The following is a 22,540-nucleotide window of genomic DNA, read 5'->3' on the forward strand; positions in this document are numbered from 1 at the left end:
CTCGTTCAGCTTGGGTTCAGCGCCCCGACAGGTTCCGTTCAGTACCCTCCTCGTAACCTTTTCCCCGTCAACCCATTACGCAGATCCTTGACGGGAGAATCCCCATGAAAACCATGAAGAAAATCGCCCTCGCCAGCGCCATCCTCGGTGCCAGTGTCGCCGCCACCGCGGCCAGCGCCGCCGACACCTTCGTCGGTATGACCTGGGGCGAAACCAGCAACAACATCCAGAAATCCGACGCGCTGAATCGCAACCTCGGCAACCCGAAATTCGACAGCGTGATCAACAACAGCGGTACCTGGGGCGTTCGCGCCGGCCAGCAGATGGAACAGGGCCGCTACTACGTCACCTACGAGAACGTTTCCGATACCGACAGCGGCCTGAAGCTGCGCCAGCAGAACCTGCTCGGCAGCTACGACGCCTTCCTGCCGCTGGGCGACCAGGGCACCAGGCTGTTCGGCGGCGGCACCGCCGGCCTGGTCAAGCTGGAGCAGGACTCCAAGGGCTACAGCCGCGACAGCGATGTGGGTTACGCCATCGGCGCCCAAGCCGGTATCCTCCAGGAACTCGGCAAGAACGCATCCGTGGAAGGCGGCTACCGTTACCTGCGTAGCAACGCGAGTACCGAGATGAGCCCGCACGGTGGCGGCAAGGTGGGATCCCTTGACCTGCACAGCAGCTCCCAGTTCTACCTGGGCGCCAACTACAGGTTCTGACCGGTACCGCAACCGGGCCTCGCGTGGCCCGGTTGCCTGACTCAGGGAGCACGCGCATGAAATTGCTGGTGGTGGAAGACGAGGCGCTGCTGCGCCATCACCTGTACACCCGGCTCGGCGAACAAGGCCATGTGGTCGATGCCGTGGCCGATGCCGAAGAGGCGCTGTACCGCGCCAGCGAATACCACCACGACCTGGCGATGATCGACCTGGGCTTGCCGGGCATGAGCGGCCTGGACCTGATCCGCGAGTTCCGCAGCCAGGGCAAGACCTTCCCGATCCTCATCCTTACCGCGCGCGGCAACTGGCAGGACAAGGTCGAAGGCCTGGCCGCCGGCGCCGACGACTACGTGGTCAAGCCCTTCCAGTTCGAGGAGCTGGAGGCGCGCCTGAATGCCTTGTTGCGCCGCTCCAGCGGCTTTTCCCAGTCGAGCATCGAGGCCGGCCCGCTGCTCCTCGACCTCAACCGCAAGCAAGCGCTGGTCAATGGCGAGTCGCTGCAACTGACCGCCTTCGAATACCGCATCCTCGAATATCTCATGCGACATCACCAGCAGGTGGTGGCCAAGGAGCGGCTGATCGAGCAGCTCTACCCCGATGACGACGAGCGCGATCCGAACGTGATCGAGGTGCTGGTCGGCCGCCTGCGCCGCAAGTTGGAAATGGCGCCCGGCTTCAAGCCCATCGATACGGTGCGTGGCCAGGGCTATATCTTCAACGAGTTGTGCAAATGATTCGTTCGCTGCGCCTGCGCTTGATGATCGGCGCGGCGACGCTTGCCATCCTGTTCATGGCGGCTTTGCTGCCGGCGCTGCAGCGGGCTTTCAGCATTGCCCTGGAGAACGCCATCCAGCAGCGCCTGGCGGCCGATGTGGCGACGCTGGTGTCGGCGGCGCGCATCGAGGGCGGGCGGCTGAGCATGCCGGACCATTTGCCGGTGGAGGATTTCAACCTCCCCGAATCCAAGCTGCTGGGCTACATCTACGACCAGAATGGCCGATTGGTCTGGCGCTCCACCTCGGCGCAGGATGAGAGCGTGGAGTATGTCCCCAAGTACGATGGCCTGGTCGACGAGTTCACGCGCATCCGCGATCGCTCCGGCCAGGAATTTTTCGTCTACGACGTGGAAATCGACCTGCTCGGGGGGACGCAGGCGGCCTACAGTATTGTCACCATGCAGCCGGAGAGCGACTTCCGCGAATTGGTACGGGGTTTCCGCGAACAGCTCTACGTGTGGCTGGGCGGAGCGCTGCTGGTACTGCTGGGGATGCTCTGGCTCGGTTTGAGCTGGGGCTTTCGCTCGATGCGCGGGCTGCGTGCCGAGCTGGATCAGATCGAGGCTGGCGAGCGTGAGCGCCTGAGCGATGAGCACCCGGACGAGATGCTGCGCCTGACCGGTTCGCTGAACCGCCTGCTCGACAGCGAGCGCGCCCAGCGCGAGCGCTACCGCAATTCCCTGGGCGATCTCGCCCACAGCCTGAAGACGCCGCTGGCGGTGCTGCAGGGCGTCAGCGAGAACCTCGCCGCGCAGCCGCAGAACCGCGAGCAGGTGCAGGTGCTGCAGACTCAGATCGAGCGCATGAGCCAGCAGATCGGCTACCAGTTGCAGCGCGCCAGCCTGCGCAAGAGCGGCCTGATCCGGCATCGTGCGGCGCTCGAACCCTTGCTCGACACCCTCAGTGGGGCGCTGGACAAGGTCTACCGCGACAAGCGCGTGCTGCTGGAGCGCGACATGCCCGAGGGATTCGCCCTGCCGCTGGAGCAGGGCGCGCTGCTGGAAATGCTCGGCAATCTGCTGGAAAACGCCTACCGCCTGTGCCTGACGACAGTAAAGGTCAGCGCCCGCAAGCAGGGCCGTTTCTTCGAGCTCGTCGTCGAGGACGACGGTCCCGGCGTTCCGGGCAGCCAGCGCGAGCGTATCCTCAAGCGCGGCGAACGCCTGGACACCCAGCACCCCGGCCAGGGCATCGGCACGGCGGTGGTGAAGGACATCATCGACAGCTACGACGGCGAACTGGCGCTGGAGGATTCCGAGTTGGGTGGGGCGTGCTTCCGGATTCGCCTGCCGGGGTGATCGGGCGCCGGTGCGGGTTCGCGAGCGAGCTCGCTCCTACAGAAAGCCGGTCGACCTGTGCTGCCGAAGACCGCTATGCAGGGCCCGCTCTTCGTAGGAGCGAGCTTGCTCGCGAACGCCCACGCACCGGAGCCTCGTTTTAGGTCGCAGGGCGCATAACGCGCCAGTGTTATCCGCCGCGAGAGCAATCGGCGGATAATCCGTTCCGGGTTATGCGCCCTACGGCCTGGGCGCCGGCGCTCCTACAGGTTGAAACCGAGCTATTCCCCCTGCTGCGCCCTGTAGGCGCCGGGTGTCAGCCCCGTCCATTTCTTGAACGCCCGGTGGAAGGCCGAGGGCTCGGAGAAGCCGAGCTGGTCGGCGATGTCCTGGATCGACAGTTCGTCGCGCCCCAGGTAGTAGATCGCCAGGTCGCGGCGCAACTGGTCCTTCAGCTCCTGGAAGTTCGGCCCTTCTTCGCGCAGGTGACGACGCAGGGTCTGCGGACTCATGTGTAGTTGCGCGGCGACCTGCTCCAGGTCCGGCCAGTTGCGGCAGTCGCGGCCAAGCAGGCGGCGGATCTGGCTGGTCAGGCTGTCGCCGCCGTCGGGACGGGCGAGCAGGTCGGCGGGAGAGTCCTTGAGGAAATGCTTGAGCGTGCGTTCGTCCTGCAGCAGCGGCATGTCCAGGTAGCGCGCCGGCAGCAGCAGGCTGGTGCTGTCGGCGGCGAAGCGGCGTGGGCAGGGGAACAGCAGGTCGTACTCGGCCTGGTGCTCCGGCGCGGGGTAGCTGAAGGTGGCTTCTTCCAGGCGGATACGCTGGCCGATCAGCCAACTGGCCAGGCGGTGCCAGATCAACAGCAGGCTCTCGGTCAGGAAGTGGTCGGGGTCGTGCAGGTGGCGTCCGTCCAGGGTCAGGCGCGCCCGGTCGCCCTCGCGGACCAGGTGGATCGACGGGGCTCCGGGAAACAGGCCGTAGAACAGTATGCCCCGGATCAACGCCTTCTCCAGCGTGCGGCAATGGATGATGGCGTTGCACATCATGGCGAAGGTGCCGCGTTTGCTGGGGACGTTGCCAAACCCCATGTACTCGTCGTCCAGCGCCTCCCACAAGCACTGTATCAACCGTGTGAGCTGGCTGGGGTCGATCCGTGCGCGGGGTTCGTCGAGCACCGCCTGGGCGATACCGGCATCGCGCAGCAGACGCGCGGTATCCAGCCCCTGGCGCCGAGCACCCTGCACGGCGGCGCGGATGAAATGGCTGGCAATGGTGCGTTCTCGCATGGGGAGTCCTTGTTGTTCTGTCCGTGCGTCATTCGTGCGCGCGGTGTGTCCGGGCCGTCGTTGGGGGGCCGTCGCGGGGCTCTACACTACGGTACGAAGGCCCTGGCGGATACCCGCCAGAGGGCGGGAAATCCGCCAGCCGGAAGGCGGGTTTCCGCCATTTCTGGCTGCCTGCGTACCGTGTCTTTAATGGCAAGTTATTGAAAATAAAGGATTAGATTGATTTCTAAAGGTCTGGCACAGCACTTGCGATAAGCGCTCAAGGCTTGCCTGTGGGCATGCCCTGAAAACAAATTCTCCCAGTGCAGGGAGATAACGCGTTCGGTGTTGCCTCCCCCGGCGGGAGTGCATGCCCGTGAGGACAGAGCTGCCATGACCAAGCAACCTTTCTACAAGAGCCTGTACGTACAGGTGCTGATCGCCATCGCCATCGGTATCGCGCTGGGCCACTTCTATCCCGATACTGCCAAGCTGATGAAGCCGCTGGGCGATGGCTTCGTCAAACTGATCAAGATGGCCATCGCGCCGATCATCTTCTGTACCGTGGTCACCGGCATCGCCGGCATGCAGAGCATGAAGGCCGTGGGCAAGACGGGCGGCATGGCGCTGCTGTACTTCGAAATCGTTTCCACCATCGCGCTGCTCATCGGCCTGTTCGTGGTCAATGTCGTGCAGCCGGGTGCCGGCATGCACGCCGACGTTGCCAGCCTCACCGCCGAAATGAGCAAGAACGCCACGCTGACGGCCTACGTGGCGTCCGGTGAGAAGCAGAGCACCATCGAGTTCTTCATGAACGTGATCCCGAACACCGTGGTCGGCGCCTTCGCCAATGGCGACATCCTGCAGGTGCTGTTCTTCTCGGTGCTGTTCGGCTATTCGCTGCACCGCCTGGGCGATTACGGCCAGCCGGTGTTCCAGTTCATCGATCGCATCACCCACGTGATGTTCAACATCATCAACGTGATCATGAAGGTCGCTCCGCTCGGCGCCTTCGGCGCGATGGCCTTCACCATCGGCGCCTACGGCCTGGGTTCGCTGGTGCAGCTCGGCCAGCTGATGCTGTGCTTCTACATCACCTGCATCCTCTTCGTGCTGGTCGTGCTCGGCAGCATTGCCCGCTATCACGGTTTCAGCATCCTGCGCTTCATCTCCTACATCCGCGAGGAGCTGCTGATCGTGCTGGGCACTTCGTCCTCCGAGTCGGCCCTGCCGCGCATGATCGCCAAGATGGAAAAGCTGGGCGCCGACAAGAGCGTCGTCGGCCTGGTGATTCCTACCGGCTACTCGTTCAACCTGGACGGCACTTCGATCTACCTGACGATGGCGGCCGTGTTCATCGCCCAGGCCACCGACACGCCGATGGACATCTCCCACCAGATCACCCTGCTGGTGGTGTTGCTGATCGCCTCCAAGGGCGCCGCCGGCGTCACCGGCTCGGGCTTCATCGTGCTGGCCGCGACCCTGTCCGCCGTGGGCCACCTGCCGGTTGCGGGGCTGGCGCTGATCCTGGGTATCGACCGCTTCATGTCCGAAGCTCGCGCGCTGACCAACCTGGTGGGCAATGGCGTGGCTACCCTCGTGGTCGCCAAGTGGTGCAAGCAGCTGGACGAGAAGACCCTGTCCAAAGAACTGGCCGCTGGCCCGGGCAACTCCGCGGAGCTTCAGCCTTCCTGATGAGTGTCCCAACGAGCAATTCGGCCCGGTGAACGTGAAGCACCGGAGCCATTCCAGCCCGCTCATTTGAGCGGGCTTTTTTATGGGCTGATGGGGTGTGTCGGCGGCTTCTGGCCGCGAATGGTTTATCCGGCGGCTCCGGAGCCGGGTGGTTCGCGAGCGAGCTCGCTCCTACAGGTTGGGGCTTGTGGCGGGGTATCACGGACGGAGTCCGCTGCTACGCTCATCGGCTGGCACCGTGCGCTCCCGTAGGTGCGGACCTTGTCCGCGATGCAAGGCGTAGCCTTGCGCTCCTCGGGAAAGCGCCATACTTCCCGGCACGGGCCCAGCCAGGCGAAGACGGCGCGCAGGCCGGGCGGCCTGCGTTGGAAGGATCAGAGGATGATCTTGTCCTTGAGCTTCTCGGCGGCCTGTTGCAGCGCCTCGATGACCCGTTCCTTGTCGTAGTTCTGCACGTTGTTGGTGTCCAGGTACATGGAGAAGCCCGGCACTTCGTGCTCGATGAAGCTGGGGTTGGAGCCCAGGTCGCGGCGGAAGTCGACCACCTGGTAGATCTGCACCGGCTTGCTGAAGCCCTTCACCGTGATCTGACCCTTGTCGCGGCACATCAGCACATCCTTGACCAGCGAGTAGGTCTCGTGGCTGATGAGGATTTCGCCGGCCTCGGCAGCGTTTTCCAGGCGGCTGGCGAGGTTCACTTCGCGGCCGATGATGGTGTAGTCCATGCGCGTCTCGGCGCCGAAGTTGCCCACGGTGCAGTAGCCGGTATTCAGGCCCATGCGCACTTCCAGCGGCTTGGTGATGCCCTGGGCGCGCCATTGCTGGCGCATGACCTTCATGTGCTTGCGCATGGCCACGGCCATCGACACCGCGGCGGCGGCGTCCTTGCGCGCGCCCTGGGTGGCGGGGTCGCCGAAGAACACCATCACGCAGTCGCCGACGAACTTGTCGATGGTGCCGCCGTACTTGAGGGCGATCTTCGACATTTCGTTCAGGTAGTTGTTGAGCATGTCGGTGAGGGCTTCGGCCTCCAGCTCTTCGGACAGCTCGGTGAAGCCCTTGATGTCGGAGAAGAACACCGTGAGCTTCTTGCGCTGGGTTTCCAGGCGCACGCTCTTCTTGCCGCTGAAGATCGATTCCCACACCTGCGGCGACAGGTACTTGGCCAGGTTGTTGGCCAGCCGCGCGGCCTTCTCCTGTTCGCGGGCGATCTCCACGCGGGCCAGGCCCAGGCGCAGGCCCTGCTGATGGACGAAGAAGGCGGTGATGCAGATGTACAGGGTGGAGAACAGCACGCTGATCAACGCCACGACGGTCGGCGTACCGCCCTTGTAGGCCGGAGACAGCAGGGCCGCGGTGAACACCGACGCGCTGAGCATGACCAGCAGGACCAGGCCGAGGGAGCGCAGGCCGCCGATGATCAGCGAGGAGAAGGCCAGCACCAGCACCAGCATCAGGCTCGGCACTTCCGAGAAGCCCATCAGCGCGGTGGCGGCGCCGGCGTGCACGGCATCGATGAACATCAGGATCAGGCGGGTGCGCTGCGGGTGGTCGTGCTTGAAGCGGCGGCTCAACTGCTGGGCAAGATGCGGGTAGAGCAGGGCGTAGGGGACCATCCAGAGGATGTCGTAGCCGAAGTGCTGGCTGAAGGTGCCGGCGGTGATGGTTGCGGCGACGGCAATATAGGCCAGCACGCGGGAATGGTATTCGCGCAGGGGGGCGGGGGTGAGCGTGCCGTCGGAACGCTCGGTGACAATAGGCTTCATGCGCAGGAAAAGTCCCTGGTTAGTTTCGGCGCAATCCTGATTGACGCCTCCCACGCGATTGCGGGTGTAGGGATCTTATTCCATGCGCAGCCCGCTGGGCCAGTGGCGGTTCGCCACTCGTCGTCGCGGGCTGCCGCGGGTTCGGCGCGGGTCAGGCCATGCTGCCGTCGGGCTTGCGGTAGATCGACCGGCGGGGCTGGGCGAAGACCCGGCGCAGCATGGGTTCGAAGAACTCCAGGGGCAGCACTTCGGCATCCGGATCGAAGGCGGCGGCGTCGTAGCGTGCGCAGAATTCGATGGTCTGTTCGAACTGTGGGTGGTCCTTGAACTGCTCGCGCAGGTGCCGGTCCAGGCCCAGGTGGTGGAAGAAGTAGTAGCCCTGGAAGATCGCGTGTTTCTCGATCATCCACAGGTTCTCTTCGCTGACGAAGGGCTTGAGGATGGCCGCGGCGATGTCGGCGTGGTTGAACGAACCCAAGGTGTCGCCGATGTCGTGGAGCAGGGCGCAGACCACGTATTCCTCGTCGCGACCGTCGCGGTGAGCCAGGGTGGCGGTCTGCAGCGAGTGGGTCAGGCGGTCCACCGGGAAGCCGCCGAAGTCGCCGTCGAGCAGGCGCAGGTGGGTGAGGATGCGGTCCGGCAGGAGGGTGGCGTAGTGGGCGAAGTCCTTGGCGATGATCGCCCAGTCTTCGGCGCTGCCGTCTTCCATATGGGTGAAGTGGGCGCGTGCGTTCATCGGGCTGTGCTCTTGTGATTGTTGTGGGAGGGGCTGGATGGCACTGCTCCAGTCTAGAAGCCCGGACGGCGCGCGGTAGTGTCCCCAGGGCGCCAGCGGGGTGTCCCGGTGGGCGCGAATGGCGCGGCATCAGCCGCGCCGATGGCTGGCGAGGCCTTTCGGGGGGTCTGCGGGTCGTGCCCCAGGGACTGCAGGAACAGCGAGAACAGCTCCGGCTGCGAGGAGATGTCGAGCTTGTTGTACGGGTGGCGGCGGTGGACCTTGATGGTCTCCGGCGAGATCGCCAGGCGCTCGGTCATGGCCTTGGAGGAGTAACCCCGCAGGATCAGCCGGGCGATCTCCAGCTCGCGTTCGGAGAGCACGCCGGCGCCGAAGTGGCTCACGGCGTCGCGTACCTGCACCGCCACGCCGGCGTTGAGTGCGGAGCGTCTGCTGGCGGCGTTGCGCGAGGTCGGTTGGAAGGGATGACGCGAGGTATCCTCCGGACTGCGGCCCGTCGATTGGCCACACCCTGTAGGAGCGAGCTTGCTCGCGAACGGATTTCCCGGCCGCTCTGGAGTGGGGCGGGTTTGCGAGCAAGCTCGCTCCTACGAAAGGCAATAAAAAAGCCGGAGCTGCTGAGCAGCTCCGGCTTTCGTGTTTTTGTAGGAGCGGACTTTGTCCGCGATGGGGCGAACGCTGGCCTTGGGCCGGATCGCGGACGGAGGGCGCTCCTACGTCATGCCCCGGATCAGTTCGGGGTGTAGATCTGGTCGAACACACCACCGTCGGCGAAGTGGGTCTTCTGCACGGTACGCCAGTCGCCGAAGGTCTTCTCCACCGAGAAGAAGTCCACTTTCGGGAAGCGGTCGGAGAACTTGGCGAGGATTTCCGGGTTGCGCGGGCGCAGGTAGTTGTTCGCCGCGATGGTCTGGCCCTCGTCGGACCACAGGTACTTCAGGTAGGCCTCGGCCTGTGCGCGAGAGCCTTTCTTGTCGACCACCTTGTCCACCACGGTCACCGGTGGCTCGGCTTCGGCGGATACGCTCGGGTAGACCACTTCGAAGCCGCCACGGCCAAATTCGCGGGCGATCATCTCGGCTTCGTTCTCGAAGGTGATCAGCACGTCGCCGATCTGGTTCTGCATGAAGGTGGTGGTCGCCGCGCGGCCGCCGGTGTCCAGCACCGGTACGTGCTTGAACAGCTGGGCGACGAATTCCTTGGCCTTGGCTTCATCGGCGCCGTGTTTCTGCGCGTAGCCCCAGGCGGAGAGGTAGGTGTAGCGGCCGTTGCCGGAAGTCTTCGGGTTTGGCACCACGACCTGCACGCCGTCCTTGATCAGGTCCGGCCAGTCCTTCAGGGCCTTGGGGTTGCCTTTGCGCACGATGAACACGGTGGCGGAGGTGAAGGGCGCGCTGTTGTTGGGCAGGCGTGCGGACCAGTCCTTGGGCACCAGGCCGCCGTTGTCGGCCAGGGCGTCGATGTCGGTGGCCTGGTTCATGGTGATGACGTCGGCCGGCAGGCCGTCGATGACCGCGCGAGCCTGTTTGCTGGAGCCGCCGTGGGACATCTGGATGACGATGTTCTCGCCTTTCTCCGCCTGCCAATGTTTCTGGAAGGCGGCGTTGTAGTCCTTGTAGAAATCGCGCATCACGTCGTAGGAGACGTTGAGCAGCGGCTGGGCGGCCTGGGCTGCGGAGGCCAGGGCGAGGCCGGCGGCGAGCAGCGAGGCGCTGAACAGTCGTTTCACAATCCGATCCTTTTGGCAGTGTTGTTGGGGGTGAATTATGCCGTCGGGTTATATGCCGATTAAATACTTAAAGGCTATTTGCTTATTCATCCGCGCATGCGGGCAGCCGGAATGTGCAGCGTCATCAGGCTGCCGGACAGGGCGCGGATCGAAAATCGGGGAGGAATGACGGGACGGCGGGGTGCTCCGCCGTCCCGGCCGGGGTCAGGCGCGTTCGCCGGCCTCGGGGCTGTCGGTGTCGCCTTCGGCCATGCAGGCCGCGGCGGTGAACAGCACGTCGGTGGAGGAGTTCAGCGCGGTTTCCGCCGAATCCTGGAGGATGCCGATGATGAAGCCGACCGCCACCACCTGCATCGCCACCTCGCTGGAGATGCCGAACAGGCCGCAGGCCAGCGGGATCAGCAGCAGCGAACCGCCGGCCACGCCGGAGGCGCCGCAGGCGCAGATCGAGGCGACCATGCTGAGCAGGATGGCGGTGGGCAGGTCCACGGCGATGCCGAGGGTGTGCACCGCCGCCAGGGTCAGCACGCTGATGGTGATGGCCGCGCCGGCCATGTTGATGGTGGCGCCCAGCGGGATCGACACCGAGTAGGTGTCTTCATGCAGGCCCAGGCGCTCGCACAGTTGCAGGTTGACCGGGATGTTGGCCGCCGAGCTGCGGGTGAAGAAGGCGGTGATGCCGCTCTCGCGCAGGCAGGTGAGCACCAGCGGGTAGGGGTTGCGGCGGATCTTGCTGAAGACGATCAGCGGGTTCACCACCAGTGCCACGAACAGCATGCAGCCCAGCAGCACGGCCAGCAGGTGCAGGTAGCCGAGCAGCGCGTCGAAGCCGGATTCGGCGAGGGTGTTGGCTACCAGGCCGAAGATGCCCAGCGGGGCGAAGGCGATTACCACGCGGACGATCAGGGTCACGCCGCTGGCCATGTCCTCGAGCAGGTCGCGGGTGCTCTGCCGCGCGTGTCGCAGGGCGATCCCCAGGCCGATGGCCCAGGCCAGGATGGCGATGAAGTCCGCCTCCAGCAGTGCCTTCACCGGGTTGGTGGTGATGCTGAACAGCAGCGCGCGCAGGACTTCCCCGATACCGCCGGGAGGCGTCAGTTCGCTGGTGGGGGCGTGCAGCACCAGGTTGGAGGGGAAGGCGAAGCTGGCAATCACCGCGACCACCGCGGCGGAAAAGGTGCCGATCAGGTACAGCAGCAGGATCGGCCGGATATGCGTGCGTTGGCCTTGCTTGTGGTTGGCGATGGAGGACATCACCAGCACCAGTACGAGTACCGGTGCGACGGCTTTCAGGGCCGAGATGAACAGGCTGCCGAGCAGGCCGACGGCCTTGGCCGCCTCCGGCGACAGGAGCGCCAGGGCAATGCCGGCGAGCATCCCGATGAAAATCCGCATGACCAGGCTGGTGTGCTTGAGTCGTTGCAGGAAGGTGGGGGCTGGAAGAGTCATGACATCGTTCGCTGCGTTGGAATGGGATCGCACCCGCTACCGGGTACGGAAGGGGGCGAATTATGCCGTCTGCGATGGGGAAATGCGCGGTTACCCGTCGATTGAGCGGCCAGCGTCCGTTCTGGCAGGCATCGGGGCGCAGTCTGGACGCCTGCACGCGGACCGGTATTGATCCATGACGGTCGCCGCGTGAATCGCGCCGGGCCCAGCCCGGTTCGCGGAATGCCCCCGGGACCCGGATCGATATCGGCGACCGGCAGCACCGTGCCGCGCGTGGTCATCTGGAAGTTGTCCCCGGCATGGGCCGGGTAGCCGTTACCCGGTGCCTGGTATTTCACGAAATGCGTGGCCGCGATCCCTCGCTGAAGGAGGTGGCCGGCTGACTATGGACGCGGCCCGACCTTTTCCGTGGGCGGGTTACGCAGCAGCACCGACAGCAGGCGCTGCCCCAGGATCACCAGCCAGCAGGCGAAGATGAAGGGCGCGGTGAAGGCCGGTAGGCCGATCAGCGCGAAGCCGGGCTGCAGCAGCACGGCGAGCAGGATGCCGCACAGCGGCGCCAGCGGAGCGCGGTAGCGCGGCGACAGGGCGATGCCGGCCAGCGCGCCGTTCAGGCCGAGCAGGCCGGCTTGCGTGGAGGCGGCCGGCAGCCCGAACAGCGGTGCGATCAGCAGGGCGCTGGCGGCACCGGCCAGGGCCCAGAAGGCAGCGCGACGGTCGGCCAGCAGCAGGCCGAGGGCGATGGTCAGGCCGGCCAGCGGTTCGCCGAGGAAGATCACTTCGCCAAAGCCCAGCACCGTGGAGTCCAGGTAAGGATTGACCAGATTGCAGGATAGGCAACCCAGCCCCGTCGCGGGCGCCAGCCCGATGGTCTTGCCCAGCGCCGCGCTGATCCAGCCCGGCAGCACGAAGGCCAGCGTATAGGCCGGCAGGCCGAAGCGCAGGCGCGACTGGCGCAGCAGCCCGGCCTGCAGCGCCACGGAACCGAGGATGGCCGCGACGCAGAGCGCCAGCATCGCCGGCGACCACTGGAACAGGAAGGGCAGCAGCAGGCCGACGAGAATCGGGTTGTAGTCGTGCAGGCCGGCGTCGATGTCCGCCTGCGCTACGCGCAGGAAGCGCGCGGCGAGCGGGCCGAGCAGGGCACCGAGGAGCGCGCCGGGCAACAGGCGCGGCGCCGACCAGGCGATGCTGAGCAGCAGGATCAGGCCGAAGCGGGCATCGGCCTGCAGGTAGATCTGACCGAATCCGATCAGCCGGGTACGAGCGAACTGAATGAGTGGCATGGTGCTACAGGGTGGTTGGAAACTGGGGCTCGGTTGCGTCTCGGGCCGGGCGCGTCGAGGCGGCGCAACGTAGAGCATCTTGTGACGCCGGCATACGGGGCCGCGCCATACGGTTGAAAAGAAAAGAGGCTGTCGGCGGGGTAGCCGCTGACAGCCTCGAAATTCCATGACCAGCATTGGGAGTTGCTGCGTGGGGGTCATGGACCGACAAGCATTCGGTGCTCAAGTATTCAATAGCAAGGTCAAACCCGGACGGACGGGGACGCGGCCCCGTATTCCCGGCCCCGTCCGTCCGGGAGTGACTCGGTGCGGAGGCACGCTTGCAGCTGCGTGGCTCCTGAACTCGGTGTTTCTCCTGTCAGCCAGTTCCCTTCAACCCGCTCCTCTCCCGAGGGAGAGGGCTGGGGTGAGGGCGCTCTTCCAACGCTTAACCTTCCAGCGCCGGTGCGACAGTCTCGATGCGCAGCATGTTGGTGCTGCCCGGCTGGCCGAAGGGTACGCCGGCGGTGATCACCACGGTGTCGCCACGGCGCGCCATGCGCTGGGCCAGGGCGATGTCCAGGGCGGTGGAGCAGATCTCGTCGACATGGGCGAGCTGGGCGTTGACCACCGAATGGACGCCCCAGGCCACGGTCAGGCGGCGGGCGGACTTGAGCTGCGGCGTCAGGCTGAGGATCGGTGCCTTGGGCCGTTCGCGGGAGGCACGCAGGGTCGAGGCGCCCGACTCGGTGTAGTTCACCAGCACCGCGACCGGCAGGATGCGGCTGATCCGGCGGATCGCGCAGCTGATGGCGTCGGAGACGGTGGCGTCCGGCTCCGGGCGGTTGAGTTCGAGCTGGCCCTGGTAGTCCGGTTCGGCTTCCACCTGGCGGATGATCTTCGCCATCATTTCCACCGCTTCACGCGGGTACTGTCCGGAGGCACTTTCGGCGCTGAGCATCACGCAGTCGGCGCCCTCGCTGACGGCGTTGGCGACGTCGGTCACCTCGGCGCGGGTCGGCGCCGGGGAGAAACGCATGGATTCGAGCATCTGGGTTGCCACCACCACCGGGCGGCCGAGCTGGCGACAGACCTGGATGATGCGCTTCTGGATACCCGGCACGCTCTCGGCCGGCATTTCCACGCCCAGGTCGCCACGGGCGACCATGATGGCGTCGGCCAGGCGGGCGATGGCTTCGATGGACTGCACCGCCGACGGCTTCTCGATCTTGGCCATGAGGAAGGCCTTGTCGCCGATCAGCGCGCGGGCTTCCTCGATGTCTTCTGGACGCTGCACGAAGGACAGTGCGACCCAGTCCACGCCCAGTTCCAGGCCGAACTCGAGGTCACGGCGGTCTTTGGCGGTCAGCGGGCTGAGCTTGAGCACGGCTTCGGGCACATTGACGCCCTTGCGGTCGGACAGCTCGCCGCTGTTCATCACGCGGGTCTCGATGGCATCGCTGTGGGCGTTGACCACCTGCAGGCGGATCTTGCCATCGTCCAGCAGCAGGCTCATGCCCGGCTCCAGCGCCTGGATGATTTCCGGGTGGGGCAGGTTGACGCGCTTGTCGTCGCCCGGCACGTCGCTGAGGTCCAGGGTGAAGCTCTGGCCCTTTTCCAGCTGCACCGCGCCCTCGGCGAAGCGGCCGACGCGCAGTTTCGGGCCCTGCAGGTCCATCAGGATGCCGATGGGGTAGTTCAGCTCGGCTTCCACTTCGCGGACCCAGGCGAAACGCTGGGCGTGGTCGCCGTACTCGCCGTGGCTGAAGTTCAGGCGGAACAGGTTGGCGCCGGCTTCCACCAGGGCGCGGATGTCGTCGCGGCTTTTGATCGCCGGGCCCAGGGTGGCGAGGATCTTTACTTTTTTATCAGGAGTCATTTTCGAGGACCAGGATGGCGCGGAAGTCGTTGACGTTGGTGCGGGTCGGCCTGGTGATCACCAGGTCGCCCAGTTCGGCGAAGAAGCCGTAGCCGTTGTTGTTGTCGAGCTCGTGCAGCGGATTCAGGCCGGCCTTGAGGGCGCGGCTGTAGCTGCACGGGCTCATCAGGGCACCGGCGTTGCTTTCCATGCCGTCGATGCCGTCGGTGTCCCCCGCCAGGGCCCAGATGTTCGGTTCACCCTTGAGGTCGGCGGTGAGGCTGAGGAGAAATTCTGCATTGCGTCCGCCACGGCCATTGCCGCGCACGGTCACGGTGGTCTCGCCACCGGAGAGGATCAGGCACGGCGCCTTGAGCGGCTGGCCATGCTTGCGGATCTGTCGGGCGATGCCGGCGTGGACCTTGGCGACCTCGCGGGATTCGCCTTCCAGGTCGCCCAGGATCAGCGCCGGGATGCCGGCGGCTTCGGCCTTGGCGGCCACTGCATCGAGGGCGTGCTGCGGCGTGGCGATCAGCTTGAAGTGGCTGCGCGACAGGCACTCGTCACCGGGTTTGACGGTTTCCGAGCGCGGGTCTTCCAGCCAGGCGCGCACGTTCGCCGGAACCTCGATGGCGTAGCGCTTGAGGATCGCCAGGGCGTCGGCGGAGGTGGTCGGGTCGCCCACGGTGGGGCCGGAGGCGATCACCGTGGCCTCGTCGCCGGGGACGTCGGAGATTGCGTAGGTGTACACGCTGGCCGGCCAGCAGGCGCGGGCCAGGCGCCCGCCCTTGATGGCCGAGAGGTGCTTGCGCACGCAGTTCATTTCGCTGATGGCGGCGCCGGATTTGAGCAGCGCCTTGTTCACGCTGCGCTTGTCGTCGAGGCTGATGCCGTCGGCCGGCAGGGCGAGCAGGGCGGAGCCGCCGCCGGAGAGCAGGAAGATCACCCGGTCGTTCTCGGTCAGCCCGCTGATCAGCTCCAGCACGCGGCGCGCAACGCGCTCGCCGGCATCGTCCGGCACCGGGTGCGAGGCTTCCACCACTTCGATGCTGCGGCAATCGGCGCCGTAGCCATAGGGCGCCACGACCAGGCCCTGGACCTGGCCGTTCCAGTGCTTCTCGGCGACTTCGGCCATCGCCCCGGCGGCCTTGCCGGCGCCGATGACGATGGTGCGGCCGCCCTGGTCGGTGGGCAGATGCTGCGCCAGTACCTGGGCCGGATGCGCGGCGGCGATGGCGGTGTCGAACAGCTCGCGCAGGAAGGCGCGTGGGTCCAGGCTCATGACGGGGCTCCCGTGATTCTTGTTGTGGTGTATCCATGACTCAGGCTTCTGCGGGGCAGAAGGTTCTCTGCGCGCAGAAGACTCAGCGATGGATTCGAACGCCCCGGCCGGCGAGGCCGTGATTCCCTCCGGCCGGGTGTTCGAGTCGCTTTGCAGCGTGACGGGCGACGTCACTCCCATAACTTCGCCTGTCACTTTGCTCTGTGGCGGATAACGCCTTTGGCGTTATGCGCCCTACGTTGACGTACCTCGTAGGGCGCATGAAGCGGAACGCTTCATCCGCCGATTCTCAGTCCTTGCGGATCGAGAAGTTGGCCATGTGCTCCAGGCCCTTGATCAGGCCGGAGTGGTCCCAGTTGCTGCCGCCGATGGCCGCGCAGGTGCTGAACACTTGCTGGGCGTTGGCGGTGTTGGGCAGGTTCAGGCCCAGTTCGCGCGCGCCGGCCAGGGCCAGGTTGAGGTCCTTCTGGTGCAGGCTGATGCGGAAGCCCGGGTCGAAGGTGCCCTTGACCATGCGCTCGCCGTGTACCTCGAGGATGCGCGAGGAGGCGAAGCCGCCCATCAGCGCTTCACGCACCTTGGCCGGATCGGCGCCGTTCTTGGCGGCGAACAGCAGGGCTTCGGCGACGGCCTGGATGTTCAGGGCGACGATGATCTGGTTGGCCACCTTGGCGGTCTGGCCATCGCCATTGCCGCCGACGCGGGTGATGTTCTTGCCCATGGCCTGGAACAGCGGCAGGGCGCGTTCGAAGGTGTTCGGGCAGCCGCCGACCATGATGCTCAGGGAAGCGGCCTTGGCGCCGACTTCACCGCCGGAAACCGGGGCGTCCAGGTACTGTGCGCCAGTGGCCTTGATCTTCTCGGCGAAGGTCTTGGTGGCGGTGGGGGAGATCGAGCTCATGTCGATCACCACCTTGTTCGGGCCTACGCCTTCGGCGATGCCATCCTTGCGGAACAGGACGTCTTCGACCTGCGGGGTGTCCGGGACCATCACGATGATGAACTCGGCTTCCTGGGCGACTTCCTTGGGGTTGGCCAGGGCGACGGCGCCGCCGCTGGCCAGCTCGGCGGGAGCGGCATCGTGGTGGGTGGAAACGAAGATCTGGTGACCCGCTTTCTGCAGGTTCAGTGCCATGGGCAGGCCCATGATGCCGGTGCCGATGAATCCGATTTTGGCCATGAGGAATTCTCCTGGTTGTTCTTGTTGGGCTGACTGGCGCGGTGCGTACCCACCGCGCCTGCGAGCGGAATCAGATGACGTTGTGGCTCTTCAGCCAGCCGAGGCCGGCTTCGGTGGTGGTCTTGGGCTTGTATTCGCAGCCGATCCAGCCCTGGTAGCCGATGCGGTCCAGGTGCTCGAACAGGAAGCGGTAGTTGATCTCGCCGGTGCCCGGCTCGTGGCGGCCGGGGTTGTCGGCCAACTGCACGTGGTTGATCGAGGCGAGGTTCTTCTCGAGGGTCCGCGCCAGGTCACCTTCCATGATCTGCATGTGGTAGATGTCGTACTGCAGGAACAGGTTGGCGCTGCCGACCTTCTCGCGGATGTCCTGGGCCTGCTTCGTGGTCTGCAGGTAGAAGCCGGGAATGTCGATCGTGTTGATCATTTCCATGACCAGCTTGATGCCCGCGGCTTCGAGCTTGCCCGCCGCGTACTCCAGGTTGTTCAGGAAGGTGTTCTCGATGGTGGCGCAGTCATGATCCTGCGGGCGGATGCCGGCTAGACAGTTGACCTGCTTGTTGCCCAGCACCTTGGCGTAGGCGATGGCCTTGTCCACACCGGCGCGGAATTCCTCGACGCGATCCGGGTGGCAGGCGATACCGCGCTCGCCCTTGGCCCAGTCGCCGGCGGGCAGGTTGAACAGCACTTGTTCCAGCTTGTTGGCGTCCAGGCGGGCCTTGATCACCTCGGCCTCGACGTCATAGGGGAAGAGGTACTCGACACCGCTGAAGCCGGCCTTGGCGGCGGCGTCGAAACGGTCGAGGAAGTCCACCTCGGTGAACAGCATGGACAGGTTGGCGCAGAAACGGGGCATTGTGTGACTCCTTGATGGCGTGTTGCTCGAACAGCCCCCTCTCGCAAGGAGAGGGTCAGGGGAGAGGGCCTTGCGGCGCCTCTCCCACGGGGATCAATCCAGCAGCGAGATGGCGGTCGGCGCGTCGATACCCTTGAGCGCCAGTTCCTCGAACTCGTTGACCGCGTTGATCTCGGTACCCATGGAAATGTTGGTGACACGCTCCAGGATGACTTCCACCACAACCGGTACGCGGTGCTGTTGCATCAGCTCGCGAGCCTGGGCGAAGGCGGCGCCGATCTGGTTCGGGTCGAATACGCGGATCGCCTTACAGCCCAGGCCCTCGACCACGGAGACGTGGTCTACGCCGTAGCCGTTGAGTTCCGGCGCGTTGACATTGTCGAACGCCAGTTGCACGCAGTAGTCGATGTCGAAGCCACGCTGCGCCTGACGGATCAGCCCCAGGTAAGAGTTGTTCACCAGTACGTGGATGTACGGCAGGTTGAACTGCGCACCGGCGGCCAGTTCTTCGATCATGAACTGGAAGTCATAGTCGCCCGACAGCGCGACGACCTGACGGCTCGGGTCGGCCTTGACCACGCCCAGCGCTGCCGGAATGGTCCAGCCCAGCGGGCCGGCCTGGCCGCAGTTGATCCAGTGGCGCGGCTTGTAGACGTGCAGGAACTGCGCGCCGGCGATCTGCGACAGACCGATGGTGCTGACGTAGCAGGTGTCCTTGCCGAAGAACTCGTTCATCTCTTCGTAGACGCGCTGCGGCTTGACCGGCACGTTGTCGAAGTGGGTCTTGCGCTGCATCGTGCGCTTGCGCTCGCGGCAGGCGTCGACCCAGGCGCTGCGGTCCTTCAGCTTGCCGGCGGCTTTCCACTCGCGGGCCACTTCGAGGAACACGTCCAGAGCGGAGCCGGCGTCGGACACGATGCCCAGGTCCGGGGTGAATACGCGGCCGATCTGGGTCGGTTCGATGTCCACGTGGACGAACTTGCGGCCAGCGGTGTAGACGTCGACCGAACCGGTGTGGCGGTTGGCCCAGCGGTTGCCGATGCCCAGCACCATGTCCGACTCCAGGACGGTGGCGTTGCCGTAGCGGTGCGAGGTCTGCAGGCCGCACATGCCGGCCATCAGCGGGTGATCATCCGGGATGGTGCCCCAGCCCATCAGGGTCGGGACTACCGGTACGCCGGTCAGTTCGGCGAACTCGACCAGCTTGTCGGAGGCATCGGCGTTGATGATGCCGCCGCCGGCGCAGATCAGCGGACGCTCGGCGTCGTTGAGCAGGGCCAGGGCTTTTTCGGCCTGGGCGCGGGTGGCTTTCGGCTTGTTCACCGGCAGCGGCTCGTAGGCGTCGATGTCGAATTCGATCTCGGCCATCTGCACGTCGAACGGCAGGTCGATCAGCACCGGGCCCGGACGGCCGCTGCGCATTTCATAGAAGGCCTTCTGGAAGGCATAGGGCACCTGGCCCGGTTCCAGAACGGTGGTCGCCCACTTGGTCACCGGCTTGACGATGCTGGTGATGTCCACGGCCTGGAAGTCTTCCTTGTGCATGCGTGCACGAGGCGCCTGGCCGGTGATGCAGAGAATCGGGATGGAGTCGGCGGAGGCCGAGTACAGGCCGGTGACCATGTCGGTGCCGGCCGGGCCCGAGGTGCCGATGCACACGCCGATGTTGCCGGCGGTGGTGCGGGTGTAACCCTCGGCCATGTGCGACGCGCCTTCGACGTGGCGGGCCAGGACGTGATCGATGCCGCCGAGTTTCTTCATGGCCGCATACATGGGGTTGATGGCGGCGCCCGGCACGCCGAAGGCGGTATCGACACCTTCGCGACGCATCACCAGTACGGCAGCCTCGATTGCTCTCATTCTGGCCATATTTTGTTCCTCGGTTCTTATACTGATTGTGTACAAAAGTTGAGGCGATTCTAGGCAGGCTCTGTTGCGAAGGTCAAGACGGGTTGTATACGAGGAACTGAAGAGTCATTTTTGTTAAAAATATATATAAATCAGATAGCTAATTTAAAAGCTGATCCATAAGTCAAACTATTGTTTGAAAAAATGTATACAAAAATAGGTGCTCATTGTCCTTTTGTGTTGCTTTGGGCGGGGCGTTCGGCTACTAGATTGCGTACAGATTTCTGATGCGGATGTCTGCGGGCGATTTGCCAGCGCCGTCCGTACCCCCGATTTATCAACCTTGAAGAGGAACACCTCATGAGCACCATCAGTCTGGAAACCGCGCTGGACATCACCCGCCAGGCCCTGGCCGCCAGTCGCGAACTGTCCACCGCGCCGCTGACCATTGCCGTGCTGGATGCCGGCGGACACCTGGTGACCCTGCAACGGGAGGATGGCGCGAGCATGCTTCGTCCGCAGATCGCCATCGGCAAGGCCTGGGGCGCCGTGGCGCTGGGCAAGTCGTCGCGCGTGCTGGCGGCGGACGCGCAGCAGCGCCCGTCCTTCATCGCGGCGGTGAATACCCTGGCGCAAGGCAACGTGGTGCCGGCGCCGGGCGGCGTGCTGATCCGCAATCAGGCCAATGAAGTGATCGGCGCCATCGGTATCAGCGGCGACCTCTCGGATGTCGACGAGCAGTGCGCGATCCGTGGCGTGCAGGCGCTAGGCCTGGTGGCCGACGCGGGCTGATCGACGAAGGGAAGGGCGCGCGCTCGCCGCGCGCCGGATGCTTTTGTAGGAGCGAGCTTGCTCGCGAACCTTCGATTACGCCGGACGTTTCAGGTGTGAAGCGGGTTCGCGAGCAGGGACCAGGCGTCCCCCTCGGTTCTACGTTTCCAGCGGGTAGAACGTGCGATCGATCAGATCGGCAACGGCCGCAAACGCCCCTGGGGCTTGTGCTCGCCACCGTTGTCCGGCGCGGTGCCGCGCAGTACCAGGCGGGTGATGGTCTCGGTGGCGGCCTCGAAGTCGGCGTCGCTGAGGCTGGTCTTGCCGGTGACTATCGAGATCTGCCAGTCGAAATCGGCGTAGGTCTGGGTCGCCGCCCAGATGGTGAACAGCAGGTGATGCGGGTCCACCGGAGCGAGCAGGCCGCGGTCGATCCAGCTCTGCAGACAGGCGATGTTGCGCTGCGCCTGGGTGTTCAGTTCGTCCAGATACTCCTTCGGCAGGTGCGGCGCGCCGTGCATCAGTTCGCTGGCGAATACCTTGGAGGCATGCGGCAGCTCCTGGGAAATCTTCACCTTGGAGCGGATGTAGGCGCGCAGCGCCTCGCTCGGCTCGTCATCCTCGCGGAATGGCGCGGAGGCCTGGAGCAAGGGCTCGACGACGCTTTCCAGAACGCAGCGGTAGAGATTTTCCTTGGTCTGGAAGTAGTAGTAGACGTTGGGCTTGGGCAGGCCGGCGCGAGCGGCGATGTCGCTGGTCTTGGTCGCCGCGAATCCCTTTTCGGCGAACTCCTCACTGGCTGCGCGCAGGATCAGGCGCCGGTTACGCTCGCGAATGCTGGTCATGGATGCTGGTCTTCTTGTGCTGCTGTTGTTGCCCAACCGAGCCGGGTATGGTAGCACCGGCCTTGCGGCCCTCTCAAGACGAGAGGTTTTGGGTAAATTCCTGACTTGCGGGTCGAAATCGTGTATACATCGATTCACAGCTAAGGTATTCCTAACGCACTTTCGTCTGGCCCGCCTGCCAACCGGAACCTGATTGCCCATGCCTGATTCCCAACTGGTCGATCCTTTCGGCCGACGCATCACCTACCTGCGCCTTTCGGTCACCGACCGCTGCGACTTCCGCTGCACCTACTGCATGAGTGAAGACATGCAGTTCCTGCCGCGCGACCAGGTGTTGAGTCTGGAAGAACTCGAAGCGGTGGCGGATGCCTTCATTGGCCTGGGCGTACGCCGTATTCGCATCACCGGCGGCGAGCCGCTGGTGCGCAAGGGGCTGACCGGTCTGCTGGCGAAGCTGGGCGCCCGCGCGGAACTGGACGATCTGGCCATTACCACCAACGGCTCTCAATTGCGCGAACGCGCCGCCGAGTTGCGCGCCGCGGGTGTGCGTCGTCTGAACATCAGCCTCGACTCCCTGCGCCGCGAGCGTTTCGCCGCCTTCACCCGTGCCGACAGGCTGGAACAGGTTCTCGACGGTATCGACGCCGCGCGCGAGGCGGGTTTCGAGCGGATCAAGCTGAATACCGTGGTGCAGAAGGGGCGCAACGACGACGAAGTCTGCGAGCTGGTGGCCTTTGCCCTGAGCAAGGGGCTGGACATCAGCTTCATCGAGGAAATGCCGCTGGGCAGCATCAGCAGCCACGAGCGCAAGGTCACCCTGTGCAGCAGCGACGAGGTGCGCGCGCACCTGGCCGGGCGCTGGTCGTTGCTGCCGACGCCCGAGCGCAGCGGCGGGCCGTCGCGCTATTACCGCATCGATGGCCACGACAGCCGCATCGGCTTCATTTCTCCGCACAGCAATAACTTCTGCGGCGACTGCAACCGCGTGCGGGTGACCGCCGAGGGCAAGCTGGTGCTGTGCCTGGGCCATGAAGGCGCGCTGGACCTGCGCCGCCTGCTGCGCGAGTACCCGGGCGACGTCGCGCGCCTGCGTGCCGCGCTGATGGAAGCGCTGCGCCTGAAGCCCGAGCGCCATCACTTCGAAGCCGATCAGCAGGTACAGGTGCTGCGGTTCATGAGCATGACCGGCGGCTGAGTCCGCCACGGCGGGCTGCCTGGCCCGCCTGACAGAA

At 65.1% G+C, this 22,540-nt stretch carries 18 protein-coding genes and 1 pseudogene; 6 read left to right on the forward strand and 13 right to left on the reverse strand.

Features of this window, described 5'->3' with window-relative positions:
• Window positions 1–104: 104 nt before the first annotated feature.
• Genes H681_RS09415 through H681_RS09425 form a run of 3 tightly spaced genes read left to right on the forward strand, consistent with a single transcriptional unit; the run spans window position 105 to window position 2,790 of the window.
• Window positions 105–716 (forward strand): outer membrane beta-barrel protein, encoded by a 612-nt coding sequence (locus H681_RS09415; RefSeq protein ID WP_015476627.1) that lies wholly within the window; start codon window positions 105–107, stop codon window positions 714–716.
• 56 nt (window positions 717–772) lie between these two features.
• The gene (locus H681_RS09420) at window positions 773–1,450 is read left to right on the forward strand and encodes a response regulator (RefSeq protein WP_015476628.1); all 678 of its coding nucleotides are present in this window, start codon (window positions 773–775) and stop codon (window positions 1,448–1,450) included.
• Window positions 1,447–2,790: an ATP-binding protein gene (locus H681_RS09425; protein WP_015476629.1), complete on the forward strand. Its 1,344-nt coding sequence runs from the start codon at window positions 1,447–1,449 to the stop codon at window positions 2,788–2,790. Before H681_RS09420 ends, H681_RS09425 begins: the two co-directional genes overlap by 4 nt.
• Window positions 2,791–3,050: 260 nt before the next feature.
• Here H681_RS09425 and H681_RS09430 read toward each other — a convergent pair whose 3' ends face one another.
• Window positions 3,051–4,052, reverse strand: coding sequence for an AraC family transcriptional regulator (locus tag H681_RS09430; protein WP_015476630.1), 1,002 nt, complete (start codon window positions 4,050–4,052; stop codon window positions 3,051–3,053).
• A 372-nt stretch (window positions 4,053–4,424) separates the two neighbouring features.
• Between H681_RS09430 and H681_RS09435 the strand changes: the two genes are divergently transcribed.
• Window positions 4,425–5,726: a dicarboxylate/amino acid:cation symporter gene (locus tag H681_RS09435; RefSeq protein WP_015476631.1), complete on the forward strand. Its 1,302-nt coding sequence runs from the start codon at window positions 4,425–4,427 to the stop codon at window positions 5,724–5,726.
• 374 nt (window positions 5,727–6,100) lie between these two features.
• Here the strand turns inward: H681_RS09435 and H681_RS09440 are convergent, their stop codons facing one another.
• The 11 genes and pseudogenes from H681_RS09440 to gcl all read right to left on the reverse strand — a co-directional run bounded on the left by H681_RS09440 (window position 6,101) and on the right by gcl (window position 19,713).
• Window positions 6,101–7,492, reverse strand: a complete 1,392-nt coding sequence (locus H681_RS09440) for an adenylate/guanylate cyclase domain-containing protein (RefSeq protein ID WP_015476632.1) — start codon at window positions 7,490–7,492, stop codon at window positions 6,101–6,103.
• Window positions 7,493–7,643: 151 nt separating this feature from the next.
• Window positions 7,644–8,228: an HD domain-containing protein gene (locus H681_RS09445; RefSeq protein WP_015476633.1), complete on the reverse strand. Its 585-nt coding sequence runs from the start codon at window positions 8,226–8,228 to the stop codon at window positions 7,644–7,646.
• Between the two features lie 161 nt (window positions 8,229–8,389).
• Window positions 8,390–8,635: pseudogene (locus tag H681_RS09450) on the reverse strand (helix-turn-helix domain-containing protein); the annotation flags it as partial.
• A gap of 323 nt (window positions 8,636–8,958) precedes the next feature.
• Window positions 8,959–9,957: a sulfate ABC transporter substrate-binding protein gene (locus tag H681_RS09455; RefSeq protein ID WP_015476635.1), complete on the reverse strand. Its 999-nt coding sequence runs from the start codon at window positions 9,955–9,957 to the stop codon at window positions 8,959–8,961.
• A 204-nt stretch (window positions 9,958–10,161) separates the two neighbouring features.
• On the reverse strand, window positions 10,162–11,406 hold the full coding sequence (sstT, locus tag H681_RS09460; RefSeq protein ID WP_041711853.1) for a serine/threonine transporter SstT: 1,245 nt from the start codon (window positions 11,404–11,406) through the stop codon (window positions 10,162–10,164).
• A gap of 383 nt (window positions 11,407–11,789) precedes the next feature.
• The gene (locus H681_RS09465) at window positions 11,790–12,692 is read right to left on the reverse strand and encodes an urea transporter (RefSeq protein ID WP_015476638.1); all 903 of its coding nucleotides are present in this window, start codon (window positions 12,690–12,692) and stop codon (window positions 11,790–11,792) included.
• 427 nt (window positions 12,693–13,119) lie between these two features.
• Entirely contained in the window at window positions 13,120–14,550 is a 1,431-nt protein-coding gene (pyk, locus tag H681_RS09470; protein ID WP_015476639.1) for a pyruvate kinase, read from the reverse strand.
• A complete protein-coding gene (locus H681_RS09475) occupies window positions 14,540–15,811 on the reverse strand; it encodes a glycerate kinase type-2 family protein (RefSeq protein ID WP_015476640.1) in 1,272 nt (423 codons plus the stop codon). The genes pyk and H681_RS09475 overlap by 11 nt, the downstream gene beginning before the upstream one ends.
• A 289-nt stretch (window positions 15,812–16,100) precedes the next feature.
• Window positions 16,101–16,991 carry a 2-hydroxy-3-oxopropionate reductase gene (locus H681_RS09480; protein WP_015476641.1) on the reverse strand — a complete coding sequence of 297 codons (891 nt, stop codon included), beginning with the start codon at window positions 16,989–16,991 and terminating at the stop codon, window positions 16,101–16,103.
• A gap of 70 nt (window positions 16,992–17,061) precedes the next feature.
• Complete coding sequence (hyi, locus tag H681_RS09485; RefSeq protein WP_015476642.1) at window positions 17,062–17,844, reverse strand: hydroxypyruvate isomerase; 783 nt, start codon at window positions 17,842–17,844, stop codon at window positions 17,062–17,064.
• 93 nt (window positions 17,845–17,937) lie between these two features.
• A complete protein-coding gene (gcl, locus tag H681_RS09490; RefSeq protein ID WP_015476643.1) occupies window positions 17,938–19,713 on the reverse strand; it encodes a glyoxylate carboligase in 1,776 nt (591 codons plus the stop codon).
• A 339-nt stretch (window positions 19,714–20,052) separates the two neighbouring features.
• Here gcl and H681_RS09495 point away from each other — a divergent pair, with 339 nt between their 5' ends.
• Entirely contained in the window at window positions 20,053–20,484 is a 432-nt protein-coding gene (locus H681_RS09495) for a GlcG/HbpS family heme-binding protein (protein WP_015476644.1), read from the forward strand.
• 170 nt (window positions 20,485–20,654) lie between these two features.
• Here the strand turns inward: H681_RS09495 and H681_RS09500 are convergent, their stop codons facing one another.
• Window positions 20,655–21,308, reverse strand: a complete 654-nt coding sequence (locus tag H681_RS09500) for a TetR/AcrR family transcriptional regulator (protein ID WP_015476645.1) — start codon at window positions 21,306–21,308, stop codon at window positions 20,655–20,657.
• Between the two features lie 199 nt (window positions 21,309–21,507).
• Between H681_RS09500 and moaA the strand changes: the two genes are divergently transcribed.
• Entirely contained in the window at window positions 21,508–22,503 is a 996-nt protein-coding gene (moaA, locus tag H681_RS09505) for a GTP 3',8-cyclase MoaA (protein ID WP_015476646.1), read from the forward strand.
• Window positions 22,504–22,540: the final 37 nt, after the last annotated feature.

The organism is Pseudomonas sp. ATCC 13867, assembly GCF_000349845.1.
Classification (GTDB): Bacteria; Pseudomonadota; Gammaproteobacteria; order Pseudomonadales; family Pseudomonadaceae; genus Pseudomonas.

Bases quoted from the DNA above. Each gene is read 5' to 3' on its own strand.
- H681_RS09415 (WP_015476627.1), top strand. From the start codon at position 105: ATGAAAACCATGAAGAAAATCGCCCTCGCCAGCGCCATCCTCGGTGCC.
- H681_RS09420 (WP_015476628.1), top strand. From the start codon at position 773: ATGAAATTGCTGGTGGTGGAAGACGAGGCGCTGCTGCGCCATCACCTG.
- H681_RS09425 (WP_015476629.1), top strand. From the start codon at position 1,447: ATGATTCGTTCGCTGCGCCTGCGCTTGATGATCGGCGCGGCGACGCTT.
- H681_RS09430 (WP_015476630.1), bottom strand. From the start codon at position 4,052: ATGCGAGAACGCACCATTGCCAGCCATTTCATCCGCGCCGCCGTGCAG.
- H681_RS09435 (WP_015476631.1), top strand. From the start codon at position 4,425: ATGACCAAGCAACCTTTCTACAAGAGCCTGTACGTACAGGTGCTGATC.
- H681_RS09440 (WP_015476632.1), bottom strand. From the start codon at position 7,492: ATGAAGCCTATTGTCACCGAGCGTTCCGACGGCACGCTCACCCCCGCC.
- H681_RS09445 (WP_015476633.1), bottom strand. From the start codon at position 8,228: ATGAACGCACGCGCCCACTTCACCCATATGGAAGACGGCAGCGCCGAA.
- sstT (WP_041711853.1), bottom strand. From the start codon at position 11,406: ATGACTCTTCCAGCCCCCACCTTCCTGCAACGACTCAAGCACACCAGC.
- H681_RS09465 (WP_015476638.1), bottom strand. From the start codon at position 12,692: ATGCCACTCATTCAGTTCGCTCGTACCCGGCTGATCGGATTCGGTCAG.
- pyk (WP_015476639.1), bottom strand. From the start codon at position 14,550: ATGACTCCTGATAAAAAAGTAAAGATCCTCGCCACCCTGGGCCCGGCG.
- H681_RS09475 (WP_015476640.1), bottom strand. From the start codon at position 15,811: ATGAGCCTGGACCCACGCGCCTTCCTGCGCGAGCTGTTCGACACCGCC.
- H681_RS09480 (WP_015476641.1), bottom strand. From the start codon at position 16,991: ATGGCCAAAATCGGATTCATCGGCACCGGCATCATGGGCCTGCCCATG.
- hyi (WP_015476642.1), bottom strand. From the start codon at position 17,844: ATGCCCCGTTTCTGCGCCAACCTGTCCATGCTGTTCACCGAGGTGGAC.
- gcl (WP_015476643.1), bottom strand. From the start codon at position 19,713: ATGGCCAGAATGAGAGCAATCGAGGCTGCCGTACTGGTGATGCGTCGC.
- H681_RS09495 (WP_015476644.1), top strand. From the start codon at position 20,053: ATGAGCACCATCAGTCTGGAAACCGCGCTGGACATCACCCGCCAGGCC.
- H681_RS09500 (WP_015476645.1), bottom strand. From the start codon at position 21,308: ATGACCAGCATTCGCGAGCGTAACCGGCGCCTGATCCTGCGCGCAGCC.
- moaA (WP_015476646.1), top strand. From the start codon at position 21,508: ATGCCTGATTCCCAACTGGTCGATCCTTTCGGCCGACGCATCACCTAC.